General features: G+C 37.5%; 22 protein-coding genes. 6 read left to right on the forward strand and 16 right to left on the reverse strand.

Translation table 11 applies throughout. The annotated features are described in order from the left end of the window. Positions 1-145: 145 nt before the first annotated feature. The 9 genes from HC728_RS10730 to ccoN all read right to left on the reverse strand — a co-directional run bounded on the left by HC728_RS10730 (position 146) and on the right by ccoN (position 8,004). Positions 146-898, reverse strand: a complete 753-nt coding sequence (locus tag HC728_RS10730) for an FNR family transcription factor (protein ID WP_005419235.1) — start codon at positions 896-898, stop codon at positions 146-148. Between the two features lie 95 nt (positions 899-993). Then, positions 994-1,668, reverse strand: a complete 675-nt coding sequence (locus tag HC728_RS10735) for a sulfite exporter TauE/SafE family protein (protein WP_069594338.1) — start codon at positions 1,666-1,668, stop codon at positions 994-996. Beyond that, on the reverse strand, positions 1,658-1,834 hold the full coding sequence (gene ccoS / locus HC728_RS10740) for a cbb3-type cytochrome oxidase assembly protein CcoS (protein ID WP_005419232.1): 177 nt from the start codon (positions 1,832-1,834) through the stop codon (positions 1,658-1,660). The genes HC728_RS10735 and ccoS overlap by 11 nt, the downstream gene beginning before the upstream one ends. Next, positions 1,827-4,205 (reverse strand): heavy metal translocating P-type ATPase, encoded by a 2,379-nt coding sequence (locus HC728_RS10745; RefSeq protein WP_190395469.1) that lies wholly within the window; start codon positions 4,203-4,205, stop codon positions 1,827-1,829. The genes ccoS and HC728_RS10745 overlap by 8 nt, the downstream gene beginning before the upstream one ends. 18 nt (positions 4,206-4,223) lie before the next feature. Continuing rightward, positions 4,224-4,703, reverse strand: a complete 480-nt coding sequence (locus HC728_RS10750; protein WP_012534160.1) for a FixH family protein — start codon at positions 4,701-4,703, stop codon at positions 4,224-4,226. Between the two features lie 82 nt (positions 4,704-4,785). Continuing rightward, the gene (ccoP, locus tag HC728_RS10755) at positions 4,786-5,757 is read right to left on the reverse strand and encodes a cytochrome-c oxidase, cbb3-type subunit III (RefSeq protein WP_012533688.1); all 972 of its coding nucleotides are present in this window, start codon (positions 5,755-5,757) and stop codon (positions 4,786-4,788) included. Continuing rightward, positions 5,754-5,939 (reverse strand): CcoQ/FixQ family Cbb3-type cytochrome c oxidase assembly chaperone, encoded by a 186-nt coding sequence (locus HC728_RS10760; RefSeq protein ID WP_005419228.1) that lies wholly within the window; start codon positions 5,937-5,939, stop codon positions 5,754-5,756. Before HC728_RS10760 ends, ccoP begins: the two co-directional genes overlap by 4 nt. A gap of 10 nt (positions 5,940-5,949) precedes the next feature. Next, complete coding sequence (ccoO, locus tag HC728_RS10765; protein WP_011261904.1) at positions 5,950-6,561, reverse strand: cytochrome-c oxidase, cbb3-type subunit II; 612 nt, start codon at positions 6,559-6,561, stop codon at positions 5,950-5,952. Positions 6,562-6,573: 12 nt separating this feature from the next. Beyond that, the gene (gene ccoN, locus HC728_RS10770; RefSeq protein ID WP_011261903.1) at positions 6,574-8,004 is read right to left on the reverse strand and encodes a cytochrome-c oxidase, cbb3-type subunit I; all 1,431 of its coding nucleotides are present in this window, start codon (positions 8,002-8,004) and stop codon (positions 6,574-6,576) included. A gap of 270 nt (positions 8,005-8,274) precedes the next feature. Between ccoN and HC728_RS10775 the strand changes: the two genes are divergently transcribed. The 4 genes from HC728_RS10775 (at position 8,275) to HC728_RS10790 (ending at position 13,186) form a co-directional block, all read left to right on the forward strand. Continuing rightward, complete coding sequence (locus tag HC728_RS10775) at positions 8,275-8,730, forward strand: hypothetical protein (protein ID WP_012534171.1); 456 nt, start codon at positions 8,275-8,277, stop codon at positions 8,728-8,730. Positions 8,731-8,827: 97 nt separating this feature from the next. Continuing rightward, positions 8,828-10,012: an FIST signal transduction protein gene (locus HC728_RS10780; RefSeq protein ID WP_081300324.1), complete on the forward strand. Its 1,185-nt coding sequence runs from the start codon at positions 8,828-8,830 to the stop codon at positions 10,010-10,012. A 9-nt stretch (positions 10,013-10,021) separates the two neighbouring features. After that, the gene (locus tag HC728_RS10785) at positions 10,022-12,100 is read left to right on the forward strand and encodes an ATP-binding protein (RefSeq protein WP_005419221.1); all 2,079 of its coding nucleotides are present in this window, start codon (positions 10,022-10,024) and stop codon (positions 12,098-12,100) included. 531 nt (positions 12,101-12,631) lie between these two features. Next, positions 12,632-13,186 carry a DUF1439 domain-containing protein gene (locus tag HC728_RS10790; protein WP_190395470.1) on the forward strand — a complete coding sequence of 185 codons (555 nt, stop codon included), beginning with the start codon at positions 12,632-12,634 and terminating at the stop codon, positions 13,184-13,186. Between the two features lie 51 nt (positions 13,187-13,237). Here the strand turns inward: HC728_RS10790 and matP are convergent, their stop codons facing one another. Then, a complete protein-coding gene (gene matP, locus HC728_RS10795) occupies positions 13,238-13,684 on the reverse strand; it encodes a macrodomain Ter protein MatP (protein WP_005419217.1) in 447 nt (148 codons plus the stop codon). 180 nt (positions 13,685-13,864) lie between these two features. Between matP and HC728_RS10800 the strand changes: the two genes are divergently transcribed. Both HC728_RS10800 and fabA read left to right on the forward strand, forming a co-directional pair. Beyond that, positions 13,865-15,535, forward strand: coding sequence for an AAA family ATPase (locus tag HC728_RS10800; RefSeq protein WP_065622121.1), 1,671 nt, complete (start codon positions 13,865-13,867; stop codon positions 15,533-15,535). Positions 15,536-15,600: 65 nt separating this feature from the next. Then, positions 15,601-16,119, forward strand: coding sequence for a bifunctional 3-hydroxydecanoyl-ACP dehydratase/trans-2-decenoyl-ACP isomerase (fabA, locus tag HC728_RS10805; RefSeq protein WP_005419215.1), 519 nt, complete (start codon positions 15,601-15,603; stop codon positions 16,117-16,119). A 210-nt stretch (positions 16,120-16,329) separates the two neighbouring features. Here the strand turns inward: fabA and rmf are convergent, their stop codons facing one another. The 6 genes from rmf to HC728_RS10835 form a co-directional block, all read right to left on the reverse strand. After that, positions 16,330-16,503 carry a ribosome modulation factor gene (gene rmf, locus HC728_RS10810; RefSeq protein ID WP_005419214.1) on the reverse strand — a complete coding sequence of 58 codons (174 nt, stop codon included), beginning with the start codon at positions 16,501-16,503 and terminating at the stop codon, positions 16,330-16,332. A 200-nt stretch (positions 16,504-16,703) separates the two neighbouring features. Continuing rightward, a complete protein-coding gene (locus tag HC728_RS10815) occupies positions 16,704-18,362 on the reverse strand; it encodes a DUF3466 family protein (RefSeq protein ID WP_190395471.1) in 1,659 nt (552 codons plus the stop codon). An 8-nt stretch (positions 18,363-18,370) separates the two neighbouring features. Continuing rightward, complete coding sequence (locus HC728_RS10820) at positions 18,371-20,281, reverse strand: ABC transporter ATP-binding protein (RefSeq protein WP_190395472.1); 1,911 nt, start codon at positions 20,279-20,281, stop codon at positions 18,371-18,373. Then, a complete protein-coding gene (locus HC728_RS10825) occupies positions 20,262-20,504 on the reverse strand; it encodes a glutaredoxin family protein (RefSeq protein ID WP_005419207.1) in 243 nt (80 codons plus the stop codon). Before HC728_RS10825 ends, HC728_RS10820 begins: the two co-directional genes overlap by 20 nt. Positions 20,505-20,510: 6 nt before the next feature. Beyond that, on the reverse strand, positions 20,511-22,628 hold the full coding sequence (gene rlmKL / locus HC728_RS10830) for a bifunctional 23S rRNA (guanine(2069)-N(7))-methyltransferase RlmK/23S rRNA (guanine(2445)-N(2))-methyltransferase RlmL (protein WP_005419206.1): 2,118 nt from the start codon (positions 22,626-22,628) through the stop codon (positions 20,511-20,513). Positions 22,629-23,200: 572 nt separating this feature from the next. Continuing rightward, positions 23,201-23,743, reverse strand: a complete 543-nt coding sequence (locus HC728_RS10835) for a cell division protein ZapC (RefSeq protein ID WP_012533854.1) — start codon at positions 23,741-23,743, stop codon at positions 23,201-23,203. Positions 23,744-23,817 lie beyond the last annotated feature (74 nt).

A 23,817-nucleotide genomic window follows, 5' to 3' on the forward strand; every position in this document is an offset into this window, starting at 1 on the left:
CTCCTTGGTAAAAACCAAATTCATAAAACTGTTCTGTTACTTATACTGTAGCAGTTAGGGAGTGAAAATGGGGAAGTTAGATGCAAAAAAGTGAGGTACATCAAGAGATATACCTCACTTTTTAAAAGTAGTAATTGTTTATGATTTACTTAATTTCTTTCGCAGAACCAGCAAGCTCAGCTAGGGCATCATGATCATTGATTGTGATGTATTTGCCTTTTACTGTTAGCATTTCAGTTTTTTGGAAACGACCTAATAAACGGCTAATTGTTTCAACAGTTAAACCTAGGTAGTTACCAATATCACCACGAGTCATTGTTAAACGGAATTCTCTTGGAGAGAAACCACGTTGATGAAAACGAGTTGATAGGTTGTAAAGGAATGCGGCTAAACGTTCTTCTGCGTTCTTTTTAGAAAGAAGAAGGATCATTTCTTGGTCACCTTTAATTTCATTACTCATTAAGCGCATGATTTGCTGACGAAGTTTTGGCATTTTTCCTGATAAATCATCTAAGATCTCATAAGGAATTTCACATACCATCGATGTCTCAAGAGCTTGAGCAAAACTAGGGTGTTGAGCTTCAGTAATCGCATCGAAACCAACAAGATCACCAGCTAGATGGAATGCAGTAATCTGCTCATCACCTTGTTCTGTAATCGTATAGCTTTTGATGGTGCCTGAACGTATAGCGTATAAACACTTAAGTTCATCACCAGCTTTAAATAGCTCTTGGCCTTTTTGAATTGGCTTTTTACGTTCAATGATCTCATCTAACTGATCTAATTCAGAATCATTCAAAGTAAATGGGATACATAACTGACTGATACTACAATCTTGACAGTGAATAGCACAACCGCCTGACTGAATTCGTTTGTTTGCTGAGTTATCTGACATCATCTCATTCAATGCTCTTATATTTGATATAGGTCAATTTTAAACTAAGTCGCACTAAAGTGGTAGCATAAAAATAAGACTATGCAAAAAATTTGCGATTAACTTAATTGATTTAGCGCAATATATATCGTTTGTAAACCATAGCCCATTAATAGCAATCCACTAATATTTTTGGTAACAACATGATTTAACCATTTTTTTAGTGCATCTGCGCCAAGACCAACAAGTAACATTGCGGGTAAAGTTCCTAATCCGAATGAAAGCATTAATAGTGAGCCATTAATGGCATTTCCAGAAACTGCAGCCCAACTTAGAGTGGAATAAACTAATCCGCAAGGTAGCCAACCCCAAAGAAAACCGAAAGGAACTGCATGAAATGGGCTTTTTAGAGGCAATAGTGGTTTAGTAAGAGGTGAGATGTATTGCCATAATTTTTTGCCTAATAGTTCGATGTAGACTAAGCCTTTCCACCAGTTAGCAATATAAAGCGCAAGCAAACACATTAATAAGCCTGCAAATATACGCAAATAAACTAAAGCACTATAACTTTGACTTGCACTCGCTATCGATACAAAAACACCACCAATCACTGCTCCAAAAATAGAGTAAGAAAGGAGTCTTCCAATATTGTAACAAACTATAAATTGCCACTTAGGAAAGCGGCTAGTAGAAGCGTTCATGGAAATTACTGCAGAGATCCCACCGCACATACCTATGCAGTGGCCAGCTCCCATTAAGCCCACAAAAAATGCAGCAACAAAATCAATGTTCATTTTTTTTATCTTTTACTGAGGCTTTCGTCTCTTCATCAAAAAGGATTTCGGAACCTTGTCTATCTAAATCTTCAAATTGATCGCTTTTTACTGCCCAGATGAAAATAGCGACAGCGACGCAAACTAACATGATCGCGATAGGGATTAATAAATATAAACTAGCCATTTTCTTTTAATAACCTCAATGAGTTAGTTACTACAATAATAGAGCTCCCAGACATTCCGATAACGGCAATATATGGTGCAACTAATCCCATAACAGCAAGTGGTAGAATAATTGCATTGTAACCTAAAGCCCAAGCTAGGTTCTCACGAATAATTTTACGTGTTTTCATTGCTAATTCTCGAGCATCAATTAATCGAGTTAATTGGTCACCAAGTAGAATCATATCAGCAGAGGCTTTAGCAACATCGGTTCCAGATCCCATTGCTATGGATAAATGGGCGCCAGCCAGAGTCGGAGCATCATTTATTCCATCACCAACCATTAAGCTAATTTCATGCTTTGGTAATGAGGTGAGATATTCCAATTTTCCTTGCGGAGAAGCACCAGAAACGACGGTATCAATATCCAATTCATTAGCAACTTTAGATACTGCAGAGCTACTGTCTCCAGTCAGCATAGTTATTTTGATGCCTAACTTATGCAAGGCATCAATAAACTCTTTACTCTCTTTTCTTATTGGATCATCAAGTGAGAATGCAGCTACAACTTGATTATCTTTAGATAGCCAAACTTGATAGTTATCTTCATCGGCAATTTGAGCTGACGGAGCTGCAAACGCTTTATGACCAATTTTCCATTCACTGTTATTGTGATAACCAATGAGTCCAGAGCCTATTACATTTTCAACACGCTCAAAATAGGTAGTTTCAGGCTTTCTAAATGATGAAAATGCTTGTGCAATTGGGTGATTAGCAAAAGATTCGAGTTCTGCAGCAAGCGCTTTGCATTCTTCTTCAGTCGTATTCGTGAATGTATTCACCTTAACTAAGCGAATGTTACCTTCGGTTAAAGTTCCTGTTTTATCAATAACTAGGCGATTTACTTTACATAACGTTTCTAGAACATGTCCTCTACGTAACATCAGTCCAAATTGAGCTAAGCGTGATGTGGAACAGGTTATGGCTGTCGGAGTGGCTAATGAAAGGGCACATGGACAGGTTGCAACAAGTACTGAAAGCATAATCCAGAAGGCGTCATCTGGTTTTGTTTCATGCCAATAGAACCAAGTAAATGCAGAGATTATCAATATTCCAGCAACAAAATAGCGAGCAACAAGATCGGCGATTTCTGCCACTTTTGGTTTGGACATTTGCGCTTCATCTTGCAGTTTCACAATATTAGAGATGAGCGAGTCTGCTTTTGTTTTGGTAACTTTGATGGTTAGGTTGCCATCACCATTAATCGTACCTGCATAAACTGTATCGGATTCATTCTTTGCTATTGGCATTGATTCACCGGTAAACATGGATTCATCAATAGCGCTTGTTCCTGAAATAACAATACCATCAGCTGGAAGGTGCTCACCTGGTGGAACAACAACAATATCGTCGATATCTAATGTACGAGCCGGAACTCGCTTTCCTGAAGATAACGTTGCCATTACTGGAATAAGTTTAAGGAGGTTACCTGTAATTGCAGCGGCTTTTCTTCTCGCGCGCATTTCAAGAAAACGACCAAGTAATAAGAAGAAAGTAAACATCGCCACAGATTCAAAGAAAACTTCTCCCGTTTCAGTTACGGTTGCAACGACACTTGCAAAATAAGCAAATAACATAGCAATTGAAACAGGGACATCCATACCTAATGTTCGTGCTTTAAGGCTACGCCACGCATTCATGTAAAATGGTAAGGCGGAATAAAGCATTACTGGCGTTGCAAAAACCAGACTGACGTAGCGTAAGTAATTACGGAACTCTTCGTCGAGATCACCAAATACTTCCAGATAAAGAGCAACGGCAAGCATCATTACTTGCATTGTCGCTAATCCAGCAATACCTAAACGATATAAATATTGCTTCATTGAACGATGATATTCTTCTTCTTGTTTATCAGCTTCAAAAGGGGCGGCTTTATAGCCTAGTTGATGAATTAAAGTAAGTAGGGAGCTAAGCTCAGTTTCTTCTGGATTCCAACTGAGCAATGCACGATGTGTTGAAGTATTCACTTTAATTTGATGAATACCTTTAGCGACAGAAAGTTGCTTTTCAATTAACCATGCACATGCTGCACAAGATACACCATCAAGTGACAATGTCACTTCACGATAATTATCATTTGTTCTCACAAACTCTTTTTGAATTTCTTCATGATCATAATGAGTGAGTGCTTTTAATTGTTCAGGAATTAGATCAGCTTTGTCTGCTGGAGCCGTACGATATTGATAATAAGAAGACAGGCCATTTTCAACGATAGTTTGCGCTACTGATTCACAGCCTGGGCAACACATATAGCGAGTTTCACCTAAGATATCAACATGAAAATTTGAGCCTGATGGTACAGGCTCATTGCAGTGGTAACATTCCTTCGACATATGGTCTACTTATTTTAATTATTTACCTAAAGGGAAAAAGTCTTTGCTAGGGAAGTTAGTTCGGCCTTGAACCATCCATGAACTGTCATGTGGTAGTAATTCAATAAACCAAGGGCCGGTAATAGGTTCTTGTAATGTAATACGGTAAATGCCTTTCGCATCAGAAGTTAAGACTTGCGAAAAGTCATGATTTGGTAATGTTCTATGAGTAAAAATAGCTTTAATTGCTGGATTATGTTCTAACTTACCTTTATCTAACTTTATTTCAATAACGTTATTAAGGTTACGAACTTGAGCGTGAATAGATAGCTCTTGAGCGACTTTAATCTTAGAAAGATCAACATTAATCGCTTTTCCTTTTTTGTAATAGTCTTCAGCAACAAGATCAACATCATTCTCTACAAAAAGGACAAATGTTGTAATACATGCAACGACAACAGTGGCTGGAAGGATAATGAGAAACCAAGGCCAGAACTGCTTATACCAAGGTTGAGGCATAGTAATAATTCCTATAAAAGACTCTTATTCAAAACGAATAAGAAAAGAATAAGCCTCTGATGATACAGAGGCTTTTATTATATTATTTGTTGCTTAAACTCCAAACGTAAGCAGATAGAAGTTGTACTTTTTCTTCACCTAATACGTCTTTCCATGCAGGCATAACACCTTGACGACCATTAGTCACAGTTTCAGTTACAGCAGCTCGTGAATCACCGAATTGCCAATCTTGATCAGTAAGGTCAGGAGCACCTAATGCCGGGTTACCTTTACCATCTGTACCGTGACAAGCTGCGCAGACAACAAAACGTTGTTTTCCTGCTGCCGCTTCTTTTGCATTTACTTTACGACCAGATAAGCTAAGAGTATAAGAAACAACTTCTTTTACACCATCGGCACCTAAAGCATCACCCCAAGCAGGCATGTTACCAATACGACCTTCCATAATAGTCGTTTTGATTGCTTGTGGTTCACCTCCATATAACCATGCTGTATCAGTTAGGTTAGGGAAGCCAATCATGCCACGCGCATCTGAACCATGACACTGAGAGCAGTTTTGTAAAAATAGACGTTGTCCAACTTTTAGTGCTTCATCATCATTAGCTATGTCTGTAATTTCACGGAAATCAGACGTTCCTGGTTTATATGCAAGTTTTGAAAATGTTTCACCAAAGTTCGTATTTGCATCGTCCAGTTCTCGTGCAAATTGATCCAGCGTTTTCTCCTTATGAGAGCGCTCGATAGATGCGCGAGATTCTTCAATAGTTCGAACGGTTTGGTCCGAACTTGTCCAACCTAATACTCCTTTAAAGTTACCTAATCCCGGATAAAGGATTAAATACACAATCGAGAATATTAGCGTTGCCCAAAAAAGATAAGACCACCATTTTGGTAACGGGTTGTTAAGCTCACGAATACCATCGTATTCATGGCCCATGTCTTCGCCTTCTTCAATGCCTGTTGTATTTTTTAAACAGAATCGAAGTAAAACAGCACAACCAACCAACGTACCAATGGTAATGACACTTATCCAGAGACTCCAAAAAGTACTCATTGTTTGTCAACTCCTGTCGTTTTGTTGCTTGAAGTAGTATTTTCTTCTTCATCAGCAAAAACTAAATTCGCCGCTTCTTCAAAGCGTGCTTTTTGTTTTTTACTGTATGCCCAGAAAATAATGCCTACCATGCTTAAAAACAGTATGACCGTCCAAATTGCATGAATAGTACCAGCGTCCATAGGGACCTCCTTACTTCATTGCATGTCCAAGAGACTGAAGGTATGCAATTAATGCATCCATTTCAGTCTTGCCTTTTACTTCTTCTGAAGCATTTTTTACGTCTTCTTCAGTGTATGGAACACCAAAATTATCACGGAAAATGGCGATTTTCTTCGATGTTAGTTCACCATCAAGTACGTTTTCTTCCAACCAAGGGAAGCCAGGCATATTTGATTCAGGAACAACATCACGAGGGTTGATAAGGTGAACACGGTGCCACTCATCAGAGTAACGCTGACCAACACGAGCTAAGTCAGGACCTGTACGTTTAGAACCCCATAAAAATGGATGCTCCCAAACACTTTCACCAGCCACTGAGTAGTGACCATAACGTTCTGTTTCAGCTCGGAATGGACGAATCATCTGGCTATGACAAACATTACAACCTTCACGGATATAGATATCACGGCCTTCCATTTCAAGAGCAGTATAAGTACGTAGGTTTTCTACTGGTTCCGTTGTTTGTTTTTGGAAAATTAGAGGCGTAATTTCAACTAATGCACCAAAACTAATAGCAACAACGATAAGAACCGCAAGAAGACCAACATTTTTTTCTATGATTTCATGACGATTAGAACTCATAACATGGTCTCCTTATTGTGCCGGCTGTGGAATAGCTTTTAGGCTGTTCTTCGGAGCAGTAATGGTCTTATATGTATTGTATGCAAGTAAGAACATTCCTGATAAGAAGATTAAACCACCTATAAAGCGAACGAAGTAAAATGGGTATGACGCTTCTAATGATTCAACAAAGCTGTACGTTAATGTACCGTCAGCATTTACTGCACGCCACATTAAGCCTTGCATTACACCTGAAATCCACATTGCCACAATATAAAAAACGGTACCAATTGTTGCTAACCAGAAGTGAACATTGATTAGTGATACAGAGTACATACGCTCTTGACCAAATAGCTTAGGAATTAAGTGATATAAAGAACCAATTGAAACCATTGCAACCCAACCTAAAGCACCAGAGTGTACGTGACCAATTGTCCAGTCAGTATAGTGAGATAGGGCATTTACAGACTTAATTGCCATCATTGGGCCTTCAAATGTCGACATACCATAGAAGGACAAAGAAACAATTAGGAAACGCAAAATAGGGTCATAACGAAGTTTATGCCAAGCACCAGATAACGTCATAATACCATTAATCATACCGCCCCATGATGGTGCGAATAGAACTAATGACATCACCATACCAAGTGACTGAGTCCAGTCAGGTAGTGCGGTGTAATGTAAGTGGTGAGGACCAGCCCAGATATAAAGAGAAACTAATGCCCAGAAGTGAACAATAGATAAACGGTAAGAGTAAACTGGACGCTCTGCTTGTTTCGGTACGAAGTAATACATCATGCCTAAGAAACCAGCAGTTAAAAGGAAACCTACCGCATTATGGCCGTACCACCATTGAACCATCGCATCTACTGCACCTGAGTACATTGAATACGATTTTGTTAGAGATACAGGAACCGCAAGGCTATTCACAATATGAAGAACAGCAACGGTTAAAATGAAGGCTCCAAAAAACCAGTTAGCTACGTAAATATGAGATGTTTTACGCTTAAACAAGGTTCCAAAGAAGACGATGGCATACGCAACCCAAACTAGTGTAATAGCGATATCAATCGGCCATTCTAATTCTGCGTATTCTTTACCTGATGTAATACCTAGAGGCAACGTAATTGCTGCTGCTAGAATAATTGCTTGCCATCCCCAGAAGGTGAACGCAACTAATGGACCACCAAACAAACGTGTTTGACAAGTTCTCTGCACAACATAATAAGATGTTGCGAACAGGGCACTTGTACCGAATGCGAATATTACTGCATTGGTATGCAGAGGACGCAAACGGCTATACGTTAGCCATGGTGTGTCGAAATTTAGTTGCGGCCAAACTAACTGAGCGGCAATTAGTACACCTACACCCATGCCAACAATACCCCAAAGTATGGTAACTAAAGAGAACTGACGAACAACGGTATAGTTGTAGTTTTGTTCATGCTGCTGTACTTGGCTCATAATTGCATGCTTCCACTTTTATTATTAACTACACTTTACTTTCCTTAGTGCGAACAAAATGTTCGCAATGCCATCCAAAATTCTATTTCTAAATAATTAAATTTGTGACTCTTTTATTTTGAAATATCCTTTTTTAATGCAAAAATGGCATTTTCGGCATCAATGATACTTCACTTAAAAATTGAATGACAGTTGGTGGCCACATTAAATTTACGGTTAAGCAACATTTTTTCTCTTTTTTTGAACTAGATAACAAAGGTTTTTACAACTATGGCAGTGGAAAAGTTAACAGGCCCCCGTTTATTTCAACTTATTTTCTTATTATTTGTCTTAATCGCCGCATTTACTTGGAGAACAATTACCTACGTTCCTGAAAGTGGTTTAACATCGGACAGTGAATTATCAAATATATGTGATGTAACGGAAGAAGCATGTTTGATTAATATTGATAATAATCAAATCATTATTGATGTTGCTTCAAGACCGATACAACAAAATGCCGAAATGATTGTTAACATTAAAGGTGAAGATCTTGCCTTTAACCTTCAAGCGAAAGGTGTCGACATGAATATGGGCATATTGAAATTTACAAAAGAATTAAAGAGCGATGGTGTAGCGTCTTATTCAACCTTTGTACCTAAATGTAAACATAATGAAATGGAATGGTTAGTTGTGATTGCAACAGGTGGAAAAAGTGAAGAAATCACATTTACTGCAAAAAAATAATTTCTTTTCATAGGGTTAAATAGATAACGTTCAAAAATCAATCGCTCGAACATAAATATGTAGAATATACATATAAATATGACTATTTGGAGCAATTTTGAAGATAATTAGTGGTGTTTCGCAAAAAAACAATTCATATGATGCCGTATATGACTGTATCCGAAATATGGCTACTGAACAATCTGCTCCAAATTTAATTTTATGTTATTTCACTGAGAGACATAATAAAGAAACGATCATCTCGACACTAAAAAGTCAGTTTCCGTCCAGTAAAATTCATGGATGTACGTCTTGTCAAGGGATCATGACCGACCAGGGGTTTGCGGATGATCACTCCATAGCAGTATGGGGAATTTTCGATTCCGGTTTAGGTTGCTATGGGACAAGTATCAGTCAGTTTGTTTCTCACTATGATATAGAGTCATTAACAATCCACCTACTAGAGGAAGCGATTAAAGATAGTGGTAGAGAAGGGGAATTACCTTCTTTAGTATTATTACATGCAACTTCCGGCCATGAAGAAAAAATAATTTCAGTTATTGATACTTTCTTTGGTTCTCCAGTTCCACTTATTGGAGGTACAGCCGCAGACAATCATAACCAAGGTTTATGGAGTGTCTTTACTCAAGATGGTTGTGTGAAAAGTGGTATTTCCATTTCTGTTTTCTATCCTTCCTGTAAAGTTTCTTACTCGTTTCATTCTGGTTACGCACCTTCAAATGTCTCTGGCATAGCCACGAAAACTGACCAACGAACTATTTATGAAATAGATAACCGTCCTGCTCTAGAGGTTTATAAAGAGTGGACGAATATGTCTTGTTTGTTAAACAAAAGAACTAATTTATTGGAAAATATGGCTCAATACCCATTCGGACGTATTGCCGGCTATATGTATGATATTCCATACTTCAAATTGGCACATCCGACTAAAATAACGAATGACGGAGGGATTGAATGCTTCGCTAATATATATGAGGGCGAAGAAGTATTTGTTATGTATGGAGAAAAAGATCAAATTATATCGCGGCCTCAACGAGTTATTGACTCTGCAACGAATTTTAAACAAGAGAAATTTGTCCCGATTGGTGGTATTAATATTTTTTGTGCAGGTTCAATGATGCACATTAAATCTTCTATGTTAGATGTTTGTGATTCGGTGAATACGGCGATGCATGGAGCCCCTTATATTTGCCCATTTACTTTTGGTGAACAAGGTCGCTTTACTGGTGGGGAAAATGCTCACGGTAACTTAATGGTATCAACCGTTTTATTTCATAATTAGGTATTGTCTGTGAAAAATCATTCTGAAAAAGAACAATTTCAAGAAATACTATTGGAATTAAAACGAAGTAAAGAACGTGAAGCTCAACTGCATAAAGAGAATCAAGTCATTTTACATGGCTTATCTGCCATTTCAGATGCTCAAACTAAAGAAGATATTTTTAACGGCTTATTAAATGTTATTAAAGAGTTTGTTGAGTTTGATAATGCCATTGTTGTTTCATCAACCGATAAAGATAATTTTTCAGTTTTAGCATCAACTAATCCATATTTTGATAATTTAGAGTGGTCTTATAACGATCTCTTTTATCGTGCTTGTCATGATGAAACCATCGTATTATTCCAACCACATAAAACAAAGGCATTTTTATTTAAGAATTCAGACCTACAAAGTTTATTTTCTTCTGTTGCAATATGTGGCCTGAAGTCCCATTCGGGTTATGCTGTAATAATTTTAGCATGCTCAAGATTTGGAGCTTACTCGACATTAGAAAAAGATAAAATTGAGCGCTTTATGCCATTAGTGGAGCGAGCAGTTATTGATATTGATTATAAAGAACGTCTTAATGCAATGGTTTCACTTAAAACAAAAGAGCTTTTCTTAAGTAAGGAACGTTTTCAGGATTTTGCTGAAACCGTCGGTGACTGGTTTTGGGAAACGGATCCTCAATTTAATTTTACTTACTTGTCTGATACCAAAATAAATAACACTTCAATCATTTCTCAAAATCTACTTAGCTTGATCAACAATGATTTTATTAACTCTACGATAATCGAATCAGAAAAAATACTTGAGCCATTTCATGAAGTTGAATGGAACCCTGACATTTTTAATAATAAAGTTTGGTTAAGCCTTAGTGGTAAACCATTTTTCGATGAGTTTGGTACTTTTGTTGGTTACCGAGGTACAGCAAAAGATATCTCTGCTAGAAAAAAACGCATTAAAGATATTCAAACTGCAAAAACTGAAGCAGAAAAAGCAAATAAAGCAAAGTCACAGTTTTTGGCAATGATGAGTCATGAAATCAGAACACCATTAAACTCGATACTTGGTCTTGTCGATGTGTTTCATAGTAGTTTACTTTCAGAAGAGCAATTAGATTGGCTAAATCAAATGGAAAGTTCTTCTCAATTACTGCTTACAATAATCAGTGACGTACTTGATATATCCAGAATTGAAGCTGGAACATTTGTTTTAAACGAACAGCCAATTGATTTATTGAGATCTTTAAATACATCTATTAATTTTTTAAACACAAGAGCTAAGGATAAAGGGATTACTTTAACAGTTACAGCGTCACAAAACATACCTAAATATGTTTTTGCTGACGCAACTAGGTTATCTCAAATAATCTTCAATTTAGTTGGTAACGCGATTAAATTCACTAATCATGGACATGTCGCTGTTAAAATCGATAAGTTACCTAATAATTCAATATCTATATCAGTTACTGATACTGGTATTGGCATTGCCTCAACAACATTAGAGCAATTGTTTAAACCATTTGTGCAAGCAGACAGTTCAATAACTAGAAAGTACGGTGGAACTGGTCTTGGTTTAGCCATTATTAAACGTTTAGTTGAACTAATGCAAGGTACGATAACAGTAGAGAGTCGCTTAAATGTCGGCAGCACTTTTAAAATAACTCTGCCTTTAAAAGAAATCAGCGATTTACCGAAACAGTTAAATAATGAAGCTAAAGAATTGGTTAATCAACGTAGCTTAAATATTTTATTGGCTGAAGATAATAAAGCAAATCAGGCAGTTCTTCAGATATTGCTAGAAAAACAGGGCCACCATGTATCAATAGTTAGTAATGGTGAAGAAGCGATTTCAAAGTTTAAAGATTGTAAAAACCATAATTTTTTTGATGCTATTCTTATGGATGTATCTATGCCAGTTAAAGATGGCATCAGCGCAACAACTGAATTAAGAAAGTTAGGTATTAAGTTACCAATAATTGCAATCACAGCACATGCAATGGAAACTGAAAAAGAAATGTGTTTGGAAGCTGGAATGAATGATTTCATATCAAAACCAATTAGAGCAAAAGACTTATCAGATATTTTAATCAAATACAGTTGTTAAGTAACTTAGCTTGTAAGTACGAGGCTAATAATCAATAGATAAATACGAAGTATTATTTAATGATTATTAGCTATTTTATGGTAAATGCGATTATGGTTAAATTGAAAAGAAAAATAATGAAGATAGAGATAGTGTAGTATTACAAGCAACAATCTATATTAACTCCAAATCCTATTTAACATAAGATATATAATGCGCACTGAGGTGTTAGGTTAATTATCAGAGAAAATCAGCTTTAAAATGCTATTTTTGCTTATTAGTTTCTATATGGTTTCAAGTTTTCATTTATGCTTCTTATACTATCTTAGTTTTTCTGTTTACTGATTAATTTCTTTAAATCGCTCATTTAAGGCGTATCGTCATTTTTATTATTAACTCGTTCTACTAAGTTATCATGATACTTTAAGTCAATACTTGGTGATGTCTTACGTTTTAATTTGTTATTAGTTTAATCCACCAGTAAACTGTATCCGTTATTTTTAAATGGTTACATTGTCACAATACCTAATTACTATTCAATATGGGACTTCCATGAATCACTGTAAATCAATGCTATTATCTCTGTCTTGTGTTCTTTCATTATCTGGATGTGCTAGTTATTCAGTTACAGAACAAGAAATGACAGATTATCTTTCTAATGAAGTTCATGTTGAAAAATCTGTCGGTATTCCTGGTGTGCTTTATGCTCAAGTAAATGTTGAGGATGTTAATGTCACGATTGGCCGTGTAGATGCTAATCGAATTGCTGTTTATGCAAATACAACCGCTGATGTTGAGATCATGAATCAACTCACCCAGAACTTGGCTTTATCCCTAGAATTCAGTGCGATTCCTGAATACGATAAAAAAACAGGTGAAATTTATTTAAAAGCACTTAGATTAGAAAAATTTGAAGATCAAAATGGCGAATTACCACAAGATATTGCTGCTCTTTTAAAGCCAGCGGTTTCAATTATTGGCTACGCACTTTCAAATGAACCAGCATATAAGCTCGATTCTAACAAGCTTAAAGAATCTCTAATTAAGTTTTCTGAACCAAATTTAGTTATAAAAAACAATAAGCTAATGATTGAGTTGTTTGATTAATTAGATACACATAATTAAGTTATAGTGCACTAGTGGTAACAGAAAAAGCTCCTATTTCAGGAGCTCATGTAAGTCAGCCTTTAATGAAGAAACAGTTCGGCTAACCTTTTCTGTTTTTGACGCTTCACTAAGTAAATATTCGATGGTGTCTGATAGCGTTGAATCTAAATCTTGTGCTCTTAATGAAAGTTTTTCCCATACTCGATAATCAAGATCAATGGATTTCTTACGTGTATGTTCTTGTTCTGCATTAAAATGACGTTTACGTTTAGCTCTTATTGCTTGTTTAAGTTTATTTTCAAGATCTGGATTCATGTGTTTTTGAATCCACTCAAGCGCTTTAACCGGCTCATGTTCAAGTTTTACAAACTCGGCAACCCACTTTTGTTGTTCACTTGAATCAATATAACAAGTAATAGATTCTCCCATACGGTGCTTATTGAATAAATACATCCATTTCCAACCAGCTTCTAGGTTTTCAAGTTGTTGGTATTTCATAATAAGTCACTCGTTATAAAAGAAAAAGTTGGGTGACAGTGTAACTGTAGACAGTGGCAAGTTCAATTAAATAACAACAAATATGAGATTCTGATCTAATTGCTTATGTAAGCTCTGAAAAATCAGACGTTTTACATTATGTCATGTATAATCGATTTTATTTTTTAGTCATAAGTAAGCATGCAGTTAGTAGACACGCCATTTACAATTTCACCAAATTTCGCGCATATCGAAAACGATTTGAATAATGCACTCTTATCTGAAGTTCAAGACGCCTACTCTTTGCAACCTCGATTAGTTCAAGCACTGACGAATTTCTCTCAAATCAATGGCATTAATATACTTCAGCTAACCGCATTAGATAACCGAGTTTATCGTGAATATGTTGCAACATGGCTAAAGAATAATAGTAAGAACCGTGTTGATCAGAATACTGATGTACCGATCATTATTGCTGAAAGTGCATCTGAAGCAGAGTTATTTGGTATCTATCATAATAAATCTGACAGTTTAGAATCGGGCTTACTTCAGCAAGCTAATGGTGGTTTTTTAATTATATCGCCAAGTATCTTACTTGCTAACCCATACTTATGGCCTAGATTAAAAAGCGTACTTCAAGGCAGTTCTATAACGATTCCTTCAAGTGATCTTAAATCGCCTAAAGCAACAAACCACCAACTGTCTGTCGATGTAAAATTGATCATTGTTGGTGACCGAGCTTTATTAGGTGAAATTGAACAGCTAGAACCCGATTTACTTGCTGGCATGTCAATGTACTCAGAGTATGAATTTGACACGAAAATATCAAGTGACAGCGTAACTGATTACGTTCAACTCATTAATACGATATTAACCGATAATGGACATTTACCATTAAATAACGGCCTATCGTTATTGCCATTATTAAAAGTTGGTGCTCGTGAGTGTGAAGATCAAACTCGATTAAACTTATGTTTAATTTGGTTAAATTCATTTTTAGCTCATGCCTCATTAGCTTCTGAGTCAAAAACAACTATTTGTGCAGCCGATTTTAATCGAGCGATTGAATCTAAATACTATATTGAATCTTATTTACCATCACGTGCGTTAGACGATATTCTTGAAAACAATATTCTTATTGAAACACAAGGTGAAAAAGTTGGCCAAATTAACGGGCTAACCGTCGTATCTGTTCCAGGGCACCCTATTTCTTATGGTGAAGCTTCACGCATTTCTTGTGTTGTACATACTGGTGATGGTGAACTATCTGATGTTGAACGCAAAGTGGAACTTGGTGGTAATATTCATGCTAAAGGCATGTTGATCATGCAAGCTTATATCTTAAGCCAAATTGATTCTCGTGAACCTTTACCTTTTACCGCTTCAATGGTATTTGAACAATCTTATTGTGAAGTTGATGGCGACAGCGCTAGCTTAGCTGAACTGTGCGCATTATTAAGTGCCCTATCAATTAAACCAATAACTCAGAGTATCGCCATTACAGGCTCTGTTGATCAGTTTGGTTCTGCTCAGCCTATTGGTGGTGTTAACGAAAAAATTGAAGCCTTTTATCAGTTATGCCAAAAACGAGGGTTAACTGGTGAGCAAGGTGTTATTATCCCAGCAACAAATGGAATTAATCTTGTACTTTCCGATGATGTCGTTCAAGCTGTAGAAGATAACTTATTTACTATCTACCCTGTAAATAACGTTGAAGAAGCAGTTGAGATTTTATTGGGGTTACCATTACAGTCAGAAGAACATGAGTCTGTTTTCTCTTTAATTGCTCAACATATTGAGGATGTTGAACATCATCCAACTCATTGTTCCGCTTTATTATGTCGAATTAAACACTGGTTTAACCAGCGCTGATCCGACTTGATATGAGTACAAGTGTTAGCTAGAATTTCTGCAACTTATTTAGGAGTAATACTTTAATGCAAAACAAACCTAGTTCTTATGATCGCGAAGATTTACTAGCATCAAGCCGTGGCGAATTATTTGGCCCAAATGGTCCACAACTACCAGCACCAAACATGCTAATGATGGATCGTATCCCTCTGATGTCTGAAACTGAAGGCGCATTTGGTAAAGGTAAAGTGATCGCAGAGTTAGATATTACTCCAGATCTTTGGTTCTTTGATTGTCACTTCCCTGGCGACCCAGTAATGCCTGGTTGTCTTGGCCTTGATGCTATGTGGCAATTAGTTGGTTTCTTCCTTGGCTGGATTGGCGGCGAAGGTAAAGGTCGTGCTTTAGGTGTGGGTGAAGTTAAATTCACAGGCCAAGTACTTCCTACTGCGAAAAAAGTAACTTACGAAATCGATTTCAAACGTGTTATCAACCGTAAACTGGTTATGGGCCTTGCTGATGGTCGTGTACTTGTTGATGGAAAAGAAATCTATGTTGCAAAAGATCTTAAAGTTGGTCTTTTCCAAGATACATCTGCATTCTAATTAAATTCTTTATTTGGAATGACTAAAAGCTAGCTTCGGGCTAGCTTTTTTATTGCCCGCCCAATAAGTTATAGTGCGTTAATGGTGTTTTGTAACTAATATTACCTATTCTAAATATTAGATTACTCAAAGTGATTTTTCGTAAACTCTAGAAAAAATTAAAGCCTCATCTAGAGGCTTTAATTTTAAAATTCTTTTTATTTTATAGGTTTACTTAAACAAACCGGACTGTTTGTCGTCTCTTGCGTCCCGCCAGCCTCCCAGCCAACATGAACGAGCATCCATTGATTGATACGGGCAATGCTCTGATGAGCGGCCATTTAAGCCTGCTTTATACCCTTGTGATTGTGCTCGCTCTAAACGGTCACGCTTTTGTCTCTTCATAGTTCAGTCCTCATAGATGGAAAGCATGTTGCTTCATAAATGTACTACTTTACTACTTCACCCTTTTATTTAGTTAGGGTTCATCATGAACATTTCATGATGACAATATTAAGAATCGACTAATTTTGTGTGTTTTTCAAGTATAAAAAAAGCCTGAAGCCACATAATGTGACTTCAGGCTTAATCTTATTAATTAAGTTTTATTTAATTCGTTTACGCATGAAACCAAATAAACCTAGTATGGTCAAAGCACCAAAGCCTAAACCCGCACCTTTACGTTCAGTAGCTGTACTATCATAGCTACGGGGCTGTATTGCTGAAGCATCAGCCCCTGCAATTGGAACTAACTTAACCGCCACAACTTTTTCAGTTCCATTACCATCTCCACAATATGCGTTATGTGATGTAGAGTCATAACCACCAGAACACTTCACCGCTGTTGCTGAGATAACGCCAGCATCATTGATGTCACTGGCATCATAGATACGATATTGGTTGTTGTTACTGCTTTCAGAACCACCGTTTGTTAGATCATCAAGAAGCCAAGCTTTATTTTTAAATATCGCTCTTCTAGCAGTAATTGCTGTTTCTTCTGAAGAATCTGTTTTAGGTGTCATGCCATACGGGTAAATAAATGCACGTTGACGACGCTGCTTACCATCGTATTCACGGTGGTTTTCAGAATCGATGCGACCAACTATTTCATTGAAATTATTAATACCACCCATTTCACCACCAGCACCATCAAAGAAGATACCACCGTAGAAGAATGAAGCATTAATTGAACTTGCTGATGCATCAGGAACAATGAACAAACGATTCGATGCGGCACCATTTTGCGGGAAGCCACCAGATCGTTTAGCTTGGCCAACCACAACTAAGTTTTTATTAATATTGGTCGCTACTGAATTAGAGTTGATGTTATCACCACTAATATCAACTTGAGCATTATAAATTAATGCTGAGCTCCAAGTAGCAGAAGTCGGTGTCGCTGAATTACCTATAAAAATAGTCGCATTCATATGCTGATCGCTGTAGTTATTATAACCTACGCCATAAGTCTTACCACCAGCACTATCAATATAGAAATCACGCATACTGCCTTGTGCGTAATAATCTCCATCAACTTCATATCCACCAGCCCTTGGAATCGATACAAAACCTGAAGCACTCCAAATAGCTGGCGCTGATGAGTAATAATAACGCTCACCACTTATACCACTCTTAGATGAAGTGCTACCAACCGTATACGTTCCATCACTAGCCCAGGCTCGAGATTGAGCTTTTGATGTTAAGGTAGAATTTGTTACTGCAGAAAAAGCTTCATTACGCTTACTTGAAGTACTAAAGTTACCAACTGGCTGGCCACTAGGATCCAATGAGTTAATAACAGTATTAATTGCACCAGATGGTTTTTCAGCACTACCTTCAATAAATGCTAATGAATTAGGTGTATTACTGCTATACGTCTCGTTGTACCAACTAGACCAACGATCAGAAGCCCAGTATTCACACGTTGCATAACCTAATTGATAAAAACAGTAGTCTTCAAAACCATCATAATCATCTTCAATATAGCCAAATGAGTTATCCATTGCGAAAGGTACTTCTTCACGATATGAAAAACCATCAGGACGATTACGAGTTTCGCCTGCTAATTTATACCCCTCACATGTCGCAGATGAAGCTCCTGAATCAAAACAACTTGCATCACTTCCAGATGGCTGAATAGCTGTGCCATATACTTCATTACCAGAAACACCTGGAGCTACTTCCACCACTTTATAAAGCGCTGCTTGCGCAGGAAGCGCAGCAGACACCAAAACAGCTAATGTGGTTAATTGTAATTTACTACTCATTTAACTTCCTATTGTAGAGCTTCAAGTTCTTCCCAACGCTCGAATGCTACTTCCAACTCTTGCTCTGCTTGAGCCAAGCGAGCCAATACAGGTTCAGTCACCTTAGGCTCTTGTTGGAAGAAAGTTGCGTCGTTCACTTTCTCTTGAAGTTCTGTAATTTCGTTTTCTAGTTTCTCTAAAAGTTCAGGTAGCTGTTCAAGCTCACGCTGCAACTTATAAGATAATTTCTTTGGTTTCGCTTGCACTGCTGTTTCTTTAACTTCAACAGTTTCTGGCTTCTTCTTGGTTACTTTAGGTGCCATTGCATCACGAGCGGCCTGTACATTAGCACGTTGTTGCTGTGCATCGTGATAACCACCTACGAATTCTTCGATCTGACCCTCACCTTCGAAGATCCAACTTGTCGTAACTGTGTTATCAACAAACTGACGGTCATGGCTTACTAATAATAACGTACCCTGATAATTGGCAAGTAATTCTTCTAAAAGTTCCAATGTTTCGATATCTAAATCATTGGTTGGTTCATCAAGAATCAATAAATTATTAGGACGAAGGAATAAACGCGCAAGTAATAAACGGTTTTTCTCACCACCAGACAATGCTTTAACTGGTTGACGAGCACGTTTTGGAGAGAATAAGAAATCTTGTAAATAACTTAATGCATGACGCTCACGGCCACCCACAGTCACTTCTTGCTTACCATCGGCTAAGTTATCAATTACCGTTTTTTCAGGATCTAATGCTTCACGGTATTGGTCAAAGTACGCAACTTCTAACTTAGTACCACAATGCAAACGGCCTGAATCAGGTCGTAGTTGATCAAGCATCAGTTTTAATAATGTACTCTTACCACAGCCATTTGGACCAATTAAAGCAATACGATCACCACGCATAACATTAAAGCTGAAGTTTTTAACAATTGTCTTACCTTCAATGGCGTAATTAATCTTTTCTGCTTCAAATACAATCTTGCCTGAACGACTTGATTCATCCACTTGAATGTTCGCTTTACCCATTACTTCACGACGTTCTGAACGCTCGCGACGTAATTGTTTTAAAGCACGCACACGCCCCTCATTACGAGTACGACGCGCTTTAATACCTTCACGAATCCATGCTTCTTCTTGAGCAAGCACTTTATCAAATTGGGCATTCTGCTCTGCTTCTACACGCAGCATCTCTTCTTTCGCAAGTAAATAACCTTCATAATCACCAGGGAAAGAAGATAATTGACCACGATCCAAATCAACAATACGTGTCGCCATTGATTGAATAAATGCACGGTCATGCGAAATAAAGATAATCGAACCTTTAAAATCTTTTAAGAAGGTTTCAAGCCATTCAATCGTTGTCACATCTAAGTGGTTCGTCGGTTCATCGAGAAGAAGAACATCAGGATTAGAAACCAAAGCACGAGCCAGTGCCGCTTTACGCTGCCAACCACCAGATAAATCAGTTAATAATGTATGACCATCCAGTTTTAATGATTCAAGTACCGATTTAATACGCGTATCAAAGTGCCAAGCACCTAAGTGATCAATTTTTTCTTGAGCACGAGAAAGCTTATTAATGTTTGATTCACTTGGGTCAGTCTCTAGTAGATCAAGCAGACGGTGATATTCTTTTAAATATTCACCCGCCTCTGCTAATCCTTCAGAAACGTAATCAAAAACTGTTCCCGCTTCATTTCGAGGTGGATCTTGCTCTAAACGTGAAACCACCACATCTTGATTAATTTGTAATTTGCCGTCATCCATAATGATGTCACCAGCAATTACCTTCATAAGCGTCGATTTACCCGCACCATTGCGGCCAACCAAACAAACACGCTCATTTTCTTGTAAAGCGAAATCAGATTTATCTAATAACGGATGATCGCCAAAAGCCAGTTGTCCGTTATTAATTGTAAGTAATGCCATTATCTTCTAACCAATTCTTTAGTTGTGATGCATCAAAGGGCCAATTTAGCTCAGATAAGCCATTCGCCACTACAGGAATAGTGACACCGTAACGAGAAAAGAGTTCATCGTTAAATGCAATATCGACGGTATCTACTTGTTCCATATCTACACCCACCTCAACAAGCAAGTCAAACGCTTGCTCGCAAAGGTGGCAGCCTTCCGTGCTATAGAGAGTGATCATTATCTCTTAGTCTTCCTTGTGGGTAATAATCCAACAGTTATGGATATGCTTGTTACGAGCAAAATCAAGAGGCAAAGTTTGCTTAGAAATATTCTTCGCTTTAAGCCCTGCTTTCTCTAACGCCGCATCATCCATTTTGAAGTTACGTTTATTGTTAGAGAATACAATAGTACCGTTCTCACGTAGCATACGTTTTAAGTTTTCAAGCAGCATAATGTGATCACGCTGTACATCAAACGTTTGTTCCATACGCTTAGAGTTAGAGAACGTTGGTGGATCGATAAAGATTAAATCGAATTCACCGTCCGCTTGTTGTAACCATTGTAAACAGTCAGCTTGCAAGAACTGGTGTTGTGTACCCGTCTGACCATTGGTATTCATGTTCTTCTGTGCCCACTCTAAGTAGGTACGAGACATGTCAATCGTCATTGTAGATTTAGCACCACCACAAGCAGCATGAACGGTTGCTGAACCTGTGTAAGCAAATAGGTTTAGGAAGTCTTTTCCTGCTGCCATTTCACCTAACATTTTACGAGTCAATTTATGATCTAAGAATAAACCGGTATCTAAGTAATCTTGTAGGTTAACAATCAGTTTTACACCGTACTCTTCAACATCAAAGTAACGAGATTTCTCTGCCAGTTTTTGATATTGATTTTTGCCTGATTGTTTTTGACGAACTTTTAAAATAACGTTATTTGTTTCAACACCCGTTACGAGAACCGTTGCACGGATCATATCCGTTAAACGACGACGCGCTTTATCTTCTGAAATCGTTTTTGGTGCCGCGTATTCTTGAATGATGATGTAATCTTTATAAACATCAATTGCTGCATTGTAATCTGGTAAGTCAGCATCGTAGATACGGTAACAATCTAACTTCTCTTTACGTGCCCATTTACCAATCTTGCCAATGTTCTTTTTAAGACGGTTCATGAACTCAGGAGCTACCTCAACACTTACCGCTTCTTTACGTTCAGCTGATTCAGTAATTGAGTAGTTTTTCTGAACACAAGGCAATGCACCATTGTTCAGTTTAAATTGCTTATCTGCACGCATACGTAAACAAGCAAGTAGATCATCATTGCTTGAATAGATAGATGCCGTACAACCGCCAAATACTTCTTTTAATTGACGACCAAATTCGCTGTATAGTGCAATCAATGCAGGCTCAGTACTTAGACGCTCACCATAAGGAGGGTTACAAAGAATAACACCATTCTCAAAGCCTTCTGGGCGCTCAACTTTCGTAGCATCACCCACATCAAATGTAATTAAATCTTCAACGCCTGCACGACGTGCATTTTCACGAGCGGTTTGAATTACACGGTAATCACGATCAAAACCGTAGAAACGAGCATCAACTTTCTTAACGCCACGGCGACTCTTAACACGAGCCTCAGAACGAATCTCAGCCCAAAGCTCAGCGTCAAAATCATTTAGTGCTTCAAAACACCATTTCTCACGCTTAACACCAGGAGCCATTTCACATGCCATTAGTGCCGCTTCAATCAGTAAGGTACCAGAACCACACATTGGATCTAGTAGAGGTTTTGACTCATCCCATGTACTACGCATAACAAGTGCTGCAGCTAGTGTTTCACGAAGTGGTGCACGACCAGCCTCAGTACGGTAGCCACGTTGGTGCAAACCAGAACCCACTAAATCAAAGCCAAGAATCCCTTTCTCGCCTGATAAACGCATATGAACACGTAAGTCTGGTTCTACTTTACTGATATTTGGACGCGCTAAGTCCGCTTTTGTAAAACGGTCAACAATTGCATCTTTTACTTTTAAAGCACCGTATTGGCTATTTCGAATCTCACGGTTAGTACCGTTAAAGTCCACCACTAGCGTTTTATCAGCAGAGAAATAACTAGGCCAGTTAATTGAAGAAGCACCTAGGTATAAGTCCATATCATCACGGACATCGAACTCAGAAAGAATTTGAATGAAACGTGAAGCAATACGGCTCCACAAACAACAACGATAAACGACCTCGATTGGTGCTTCGAATTTAACACCAGCGTGAACCACTTTAGGGTCAGTCACACCAAGTGCAATCAGTTCATCTGCAAGTAAGTTTTCAAGGCCTTTAGAAGTAATGGCTAAGTATTTTTTCATGGGATTCTTTTCGTTATTAAATTGCCTCGCATTATACATGAATCTATATGAAATAGGACATTTAGATAGCAGATAAATAACAACTCTTTTATCCACTTAATTTCTTTTAAAACAAAAGCTTATTAATCAAACAAGAGAGCAAACCCAAACTTTGTTTCCATAAAGAAACACAAAATAGAGCAATACCCGCCATTAAATCTGGACTATACCAGTTGAAATTTGGTCATGTAATTTACTTACAGAATGAAATAAAAAGGGAAAATAACAAGGAAAAAGCCTATTTCTAGACGTACTAAACTATTGTTCTGAGTGTTGTTTTTTTATACTTCTTGGCTCTAGGTCTCATTTTTAAGAGTTTAAATGTTGAGCGTTTTCATCGTAGCCTCTTTATGAAGCTTAACTACCACGATTTAACTAGTCTATTTCAAGCAAACGATTAGATAGAAAAATACAACCCAATAAGACGGTATTTGGCCGTTCTATAGGTTCTATTAATCACTATTATTGAAGTATCTTTTTTAAATTAGAGAAGAGTTGATATCAGTATCAAAGAAAGGAAACGTCGCTTTGCCTTAACCTACCATTGCATAGTACGAAGAGTTGACTACTTGCATTGGGGCCATACGGTCATGCATCACTTTAATTGGTTCACAAAACGCCATGTATTTAGTTGGATTTAGAGCGAATGCGTCCATATCCACTAACATACACATACTTGCACATTCGTAGTTCTCAACAATAATGAAGTGCCCTTCCCCTAAATCATTCTTAAGAGAGATAACTTCACCTTCTTCTGGAGCATAGCCTGCATCACTTTGAGTCTCAAAAAACCAGCTTTTAGGAAGCATAGGCTTATGAAAGCGTTTAGCTGCTACACAATTAAGAGCAAGCTCTACTTTACGAGGTTCAGATAGAGGGAGATAAGAAATGTGTTCAACGAACATTTGATATGCAGATGCATCATCCACTGAGAACTTACATTCTGAAAATGCGCTTTCAACGAGAACTTTATGTGGCAGGTTTACACGAAAGACCATATCCATGCCCAAATCAAGCATTAGAGATTGTGCTTTATTATCGTAATACCAAGTCCATGTATCACTAGGTTTAAGCATTATGAATTCTCTCTTGAAAATGGGAAAAATCCCGTGCCAGCCAAATATCAATGGATGCAATTTTATAGCAAAAA

This window comes from Aliivibrio sp. S10_S31 (genome assembly GCF_014694495.1).
GTDB classification, from domain to species: domain Bacteria; phylum Pseudomonadota; class Gammaproteobacteria; order Enterobacterales; family Vibrionaceae; genus Aliivibrio; species Aliivibrio fischeri.

Bases quoted from the DNA above. Each gene is read 5' to 3' on its own strand.
- HC728_RS10730 (WP_005419235.1), bottom strand. From the start codon at position 898: ATGATGTCAGATAACTCAGCAAACAAACGAATTCAGTCAGGCGGTTGT.
- HC728_RS10735 (WP_069594338.1), bottom strand. From the start codon at position 1,668: ATGAACATTGATTTTGTTGCTGCATTTTTTGTGGGCTTAATGGGAGCT.
- ccoS (WP_005419232.1), bottom strand. From the start codon at position 1,834: ATGGCTAGTTTATATTTATTAATCCCTATCGCGATCATGTTAGTTTGC.
- HC728_RS10745 (WP_190395469.1), bottom strand. From the start codon at position 4,205: ATGTCGAAGGAATGTTACCACTGCAATGAGCCTGTACCATCAGGCTCA.
- HC728_RS10750 (WP_012534160.1), bottom strand. From the start codon at position 4,703: ATGCCTCAACCTTGGTATAAGCAGTTCTGGCCTTGGTTTCTCATTATC.
- ccoP (WP_012533688.1), bottom strand. From the start codon at position 5,757: ATGAGTACTTTTTGGAGTCTCTGGATAAGTGTCATTACCATTGGTACG.
- HC728_RS10760 (WP_005419228.1), bottom strand. From the start codon at position 5,939: ATGGACGCTGGTACTATTCATGCAATTTGGACGGTCATACTGTTTTTA.
- ccoO (WP_011261904.1), bottom strand. From the start codon at position 6,561: ATGAGTTCTAATCGTCATGAAATCATAGAAAAAAATGTTGGTCTTCTT.
- ccoN (WP_011261903.1), bottom strand. From the start codon at position 8,004: ATGAGCCAAGTACAGCAGCATGAACAAAACTACAACTATACCGTTGTT.
- HC728_RS10775 (WP_012534171.1), top strand. From the start codon at position 8,275: ATGGCAGTGGAAAAGTTAACAGGCCCCCGTTTATTTCAACTTATTTTC.
- HC728_RS10790 (WP_190395470.1), top strand. From the start codon at position 12,632: ATGAATCACTGTAAATCAATGCTATTATCTCTGTCTTGTGTTCTTTCA.
- matP (WP_005419217.1), bottom strand. From the start codon at position 13,684: ATGAAATACCAACAACTTGAAAACCTAGAAGCTGGTTGGAAATGGATG.
- HC728_RS10800 (WP_065622121.1), top strand. From the start codon at position 13,865: ATGCAGTTAGTAGACACGCCATTTACAATTTCACCAAATTTCGCGCAT.
- fabA (WP_005419215.1), top strand. From the start codon at position 15,601: ATGCAAAACAAACCTAGTTCTTATGATCGCGAAGATTTACTAGCATCA.
- rmf (WP_005419214.1), bottom strand. From the start codon at position 16,503: ATGAAGAGACAAAAGCGTGACCGTTTAGAGCGAGCACAATCACAAGGG.
- HC728_RS10815 (WP_190395471.1), bottom strand. From the start codon at position 18,362: ATGAGTAGTAAATTACAATTAACCACATTAGCTGTTTTGGTGTCTGCT.
- HC728_RS10820 (WP_190395472.1), bottom strand. From the start codon at position 20,281: ATGGCATTACTTACAATTAATAACGGACAACTGGCTTTTGGCGATCAT.
- HC728_RS10825 (WP_005419207.1), bottom strand. From the start codon at position 20,504: ATGATCACTCTCTATAGCACGGAAGGCTGCCACCTTTGCGAGCAAGCG.
- rlmKL (WP_005419206.1), bottom strand. From the start codon at position 22,628: ATGAAAAAATACTTAGCCATTACTTCTAAAGGCCTTGAAAACTTACTT.
- HC728_RS10835 (WP_012533854.1), bottom strand. From the start codon at position 23,743: ATGCTTAAACCTAGTGATACATGGACTTGGTATTACGATAATAAAGCA.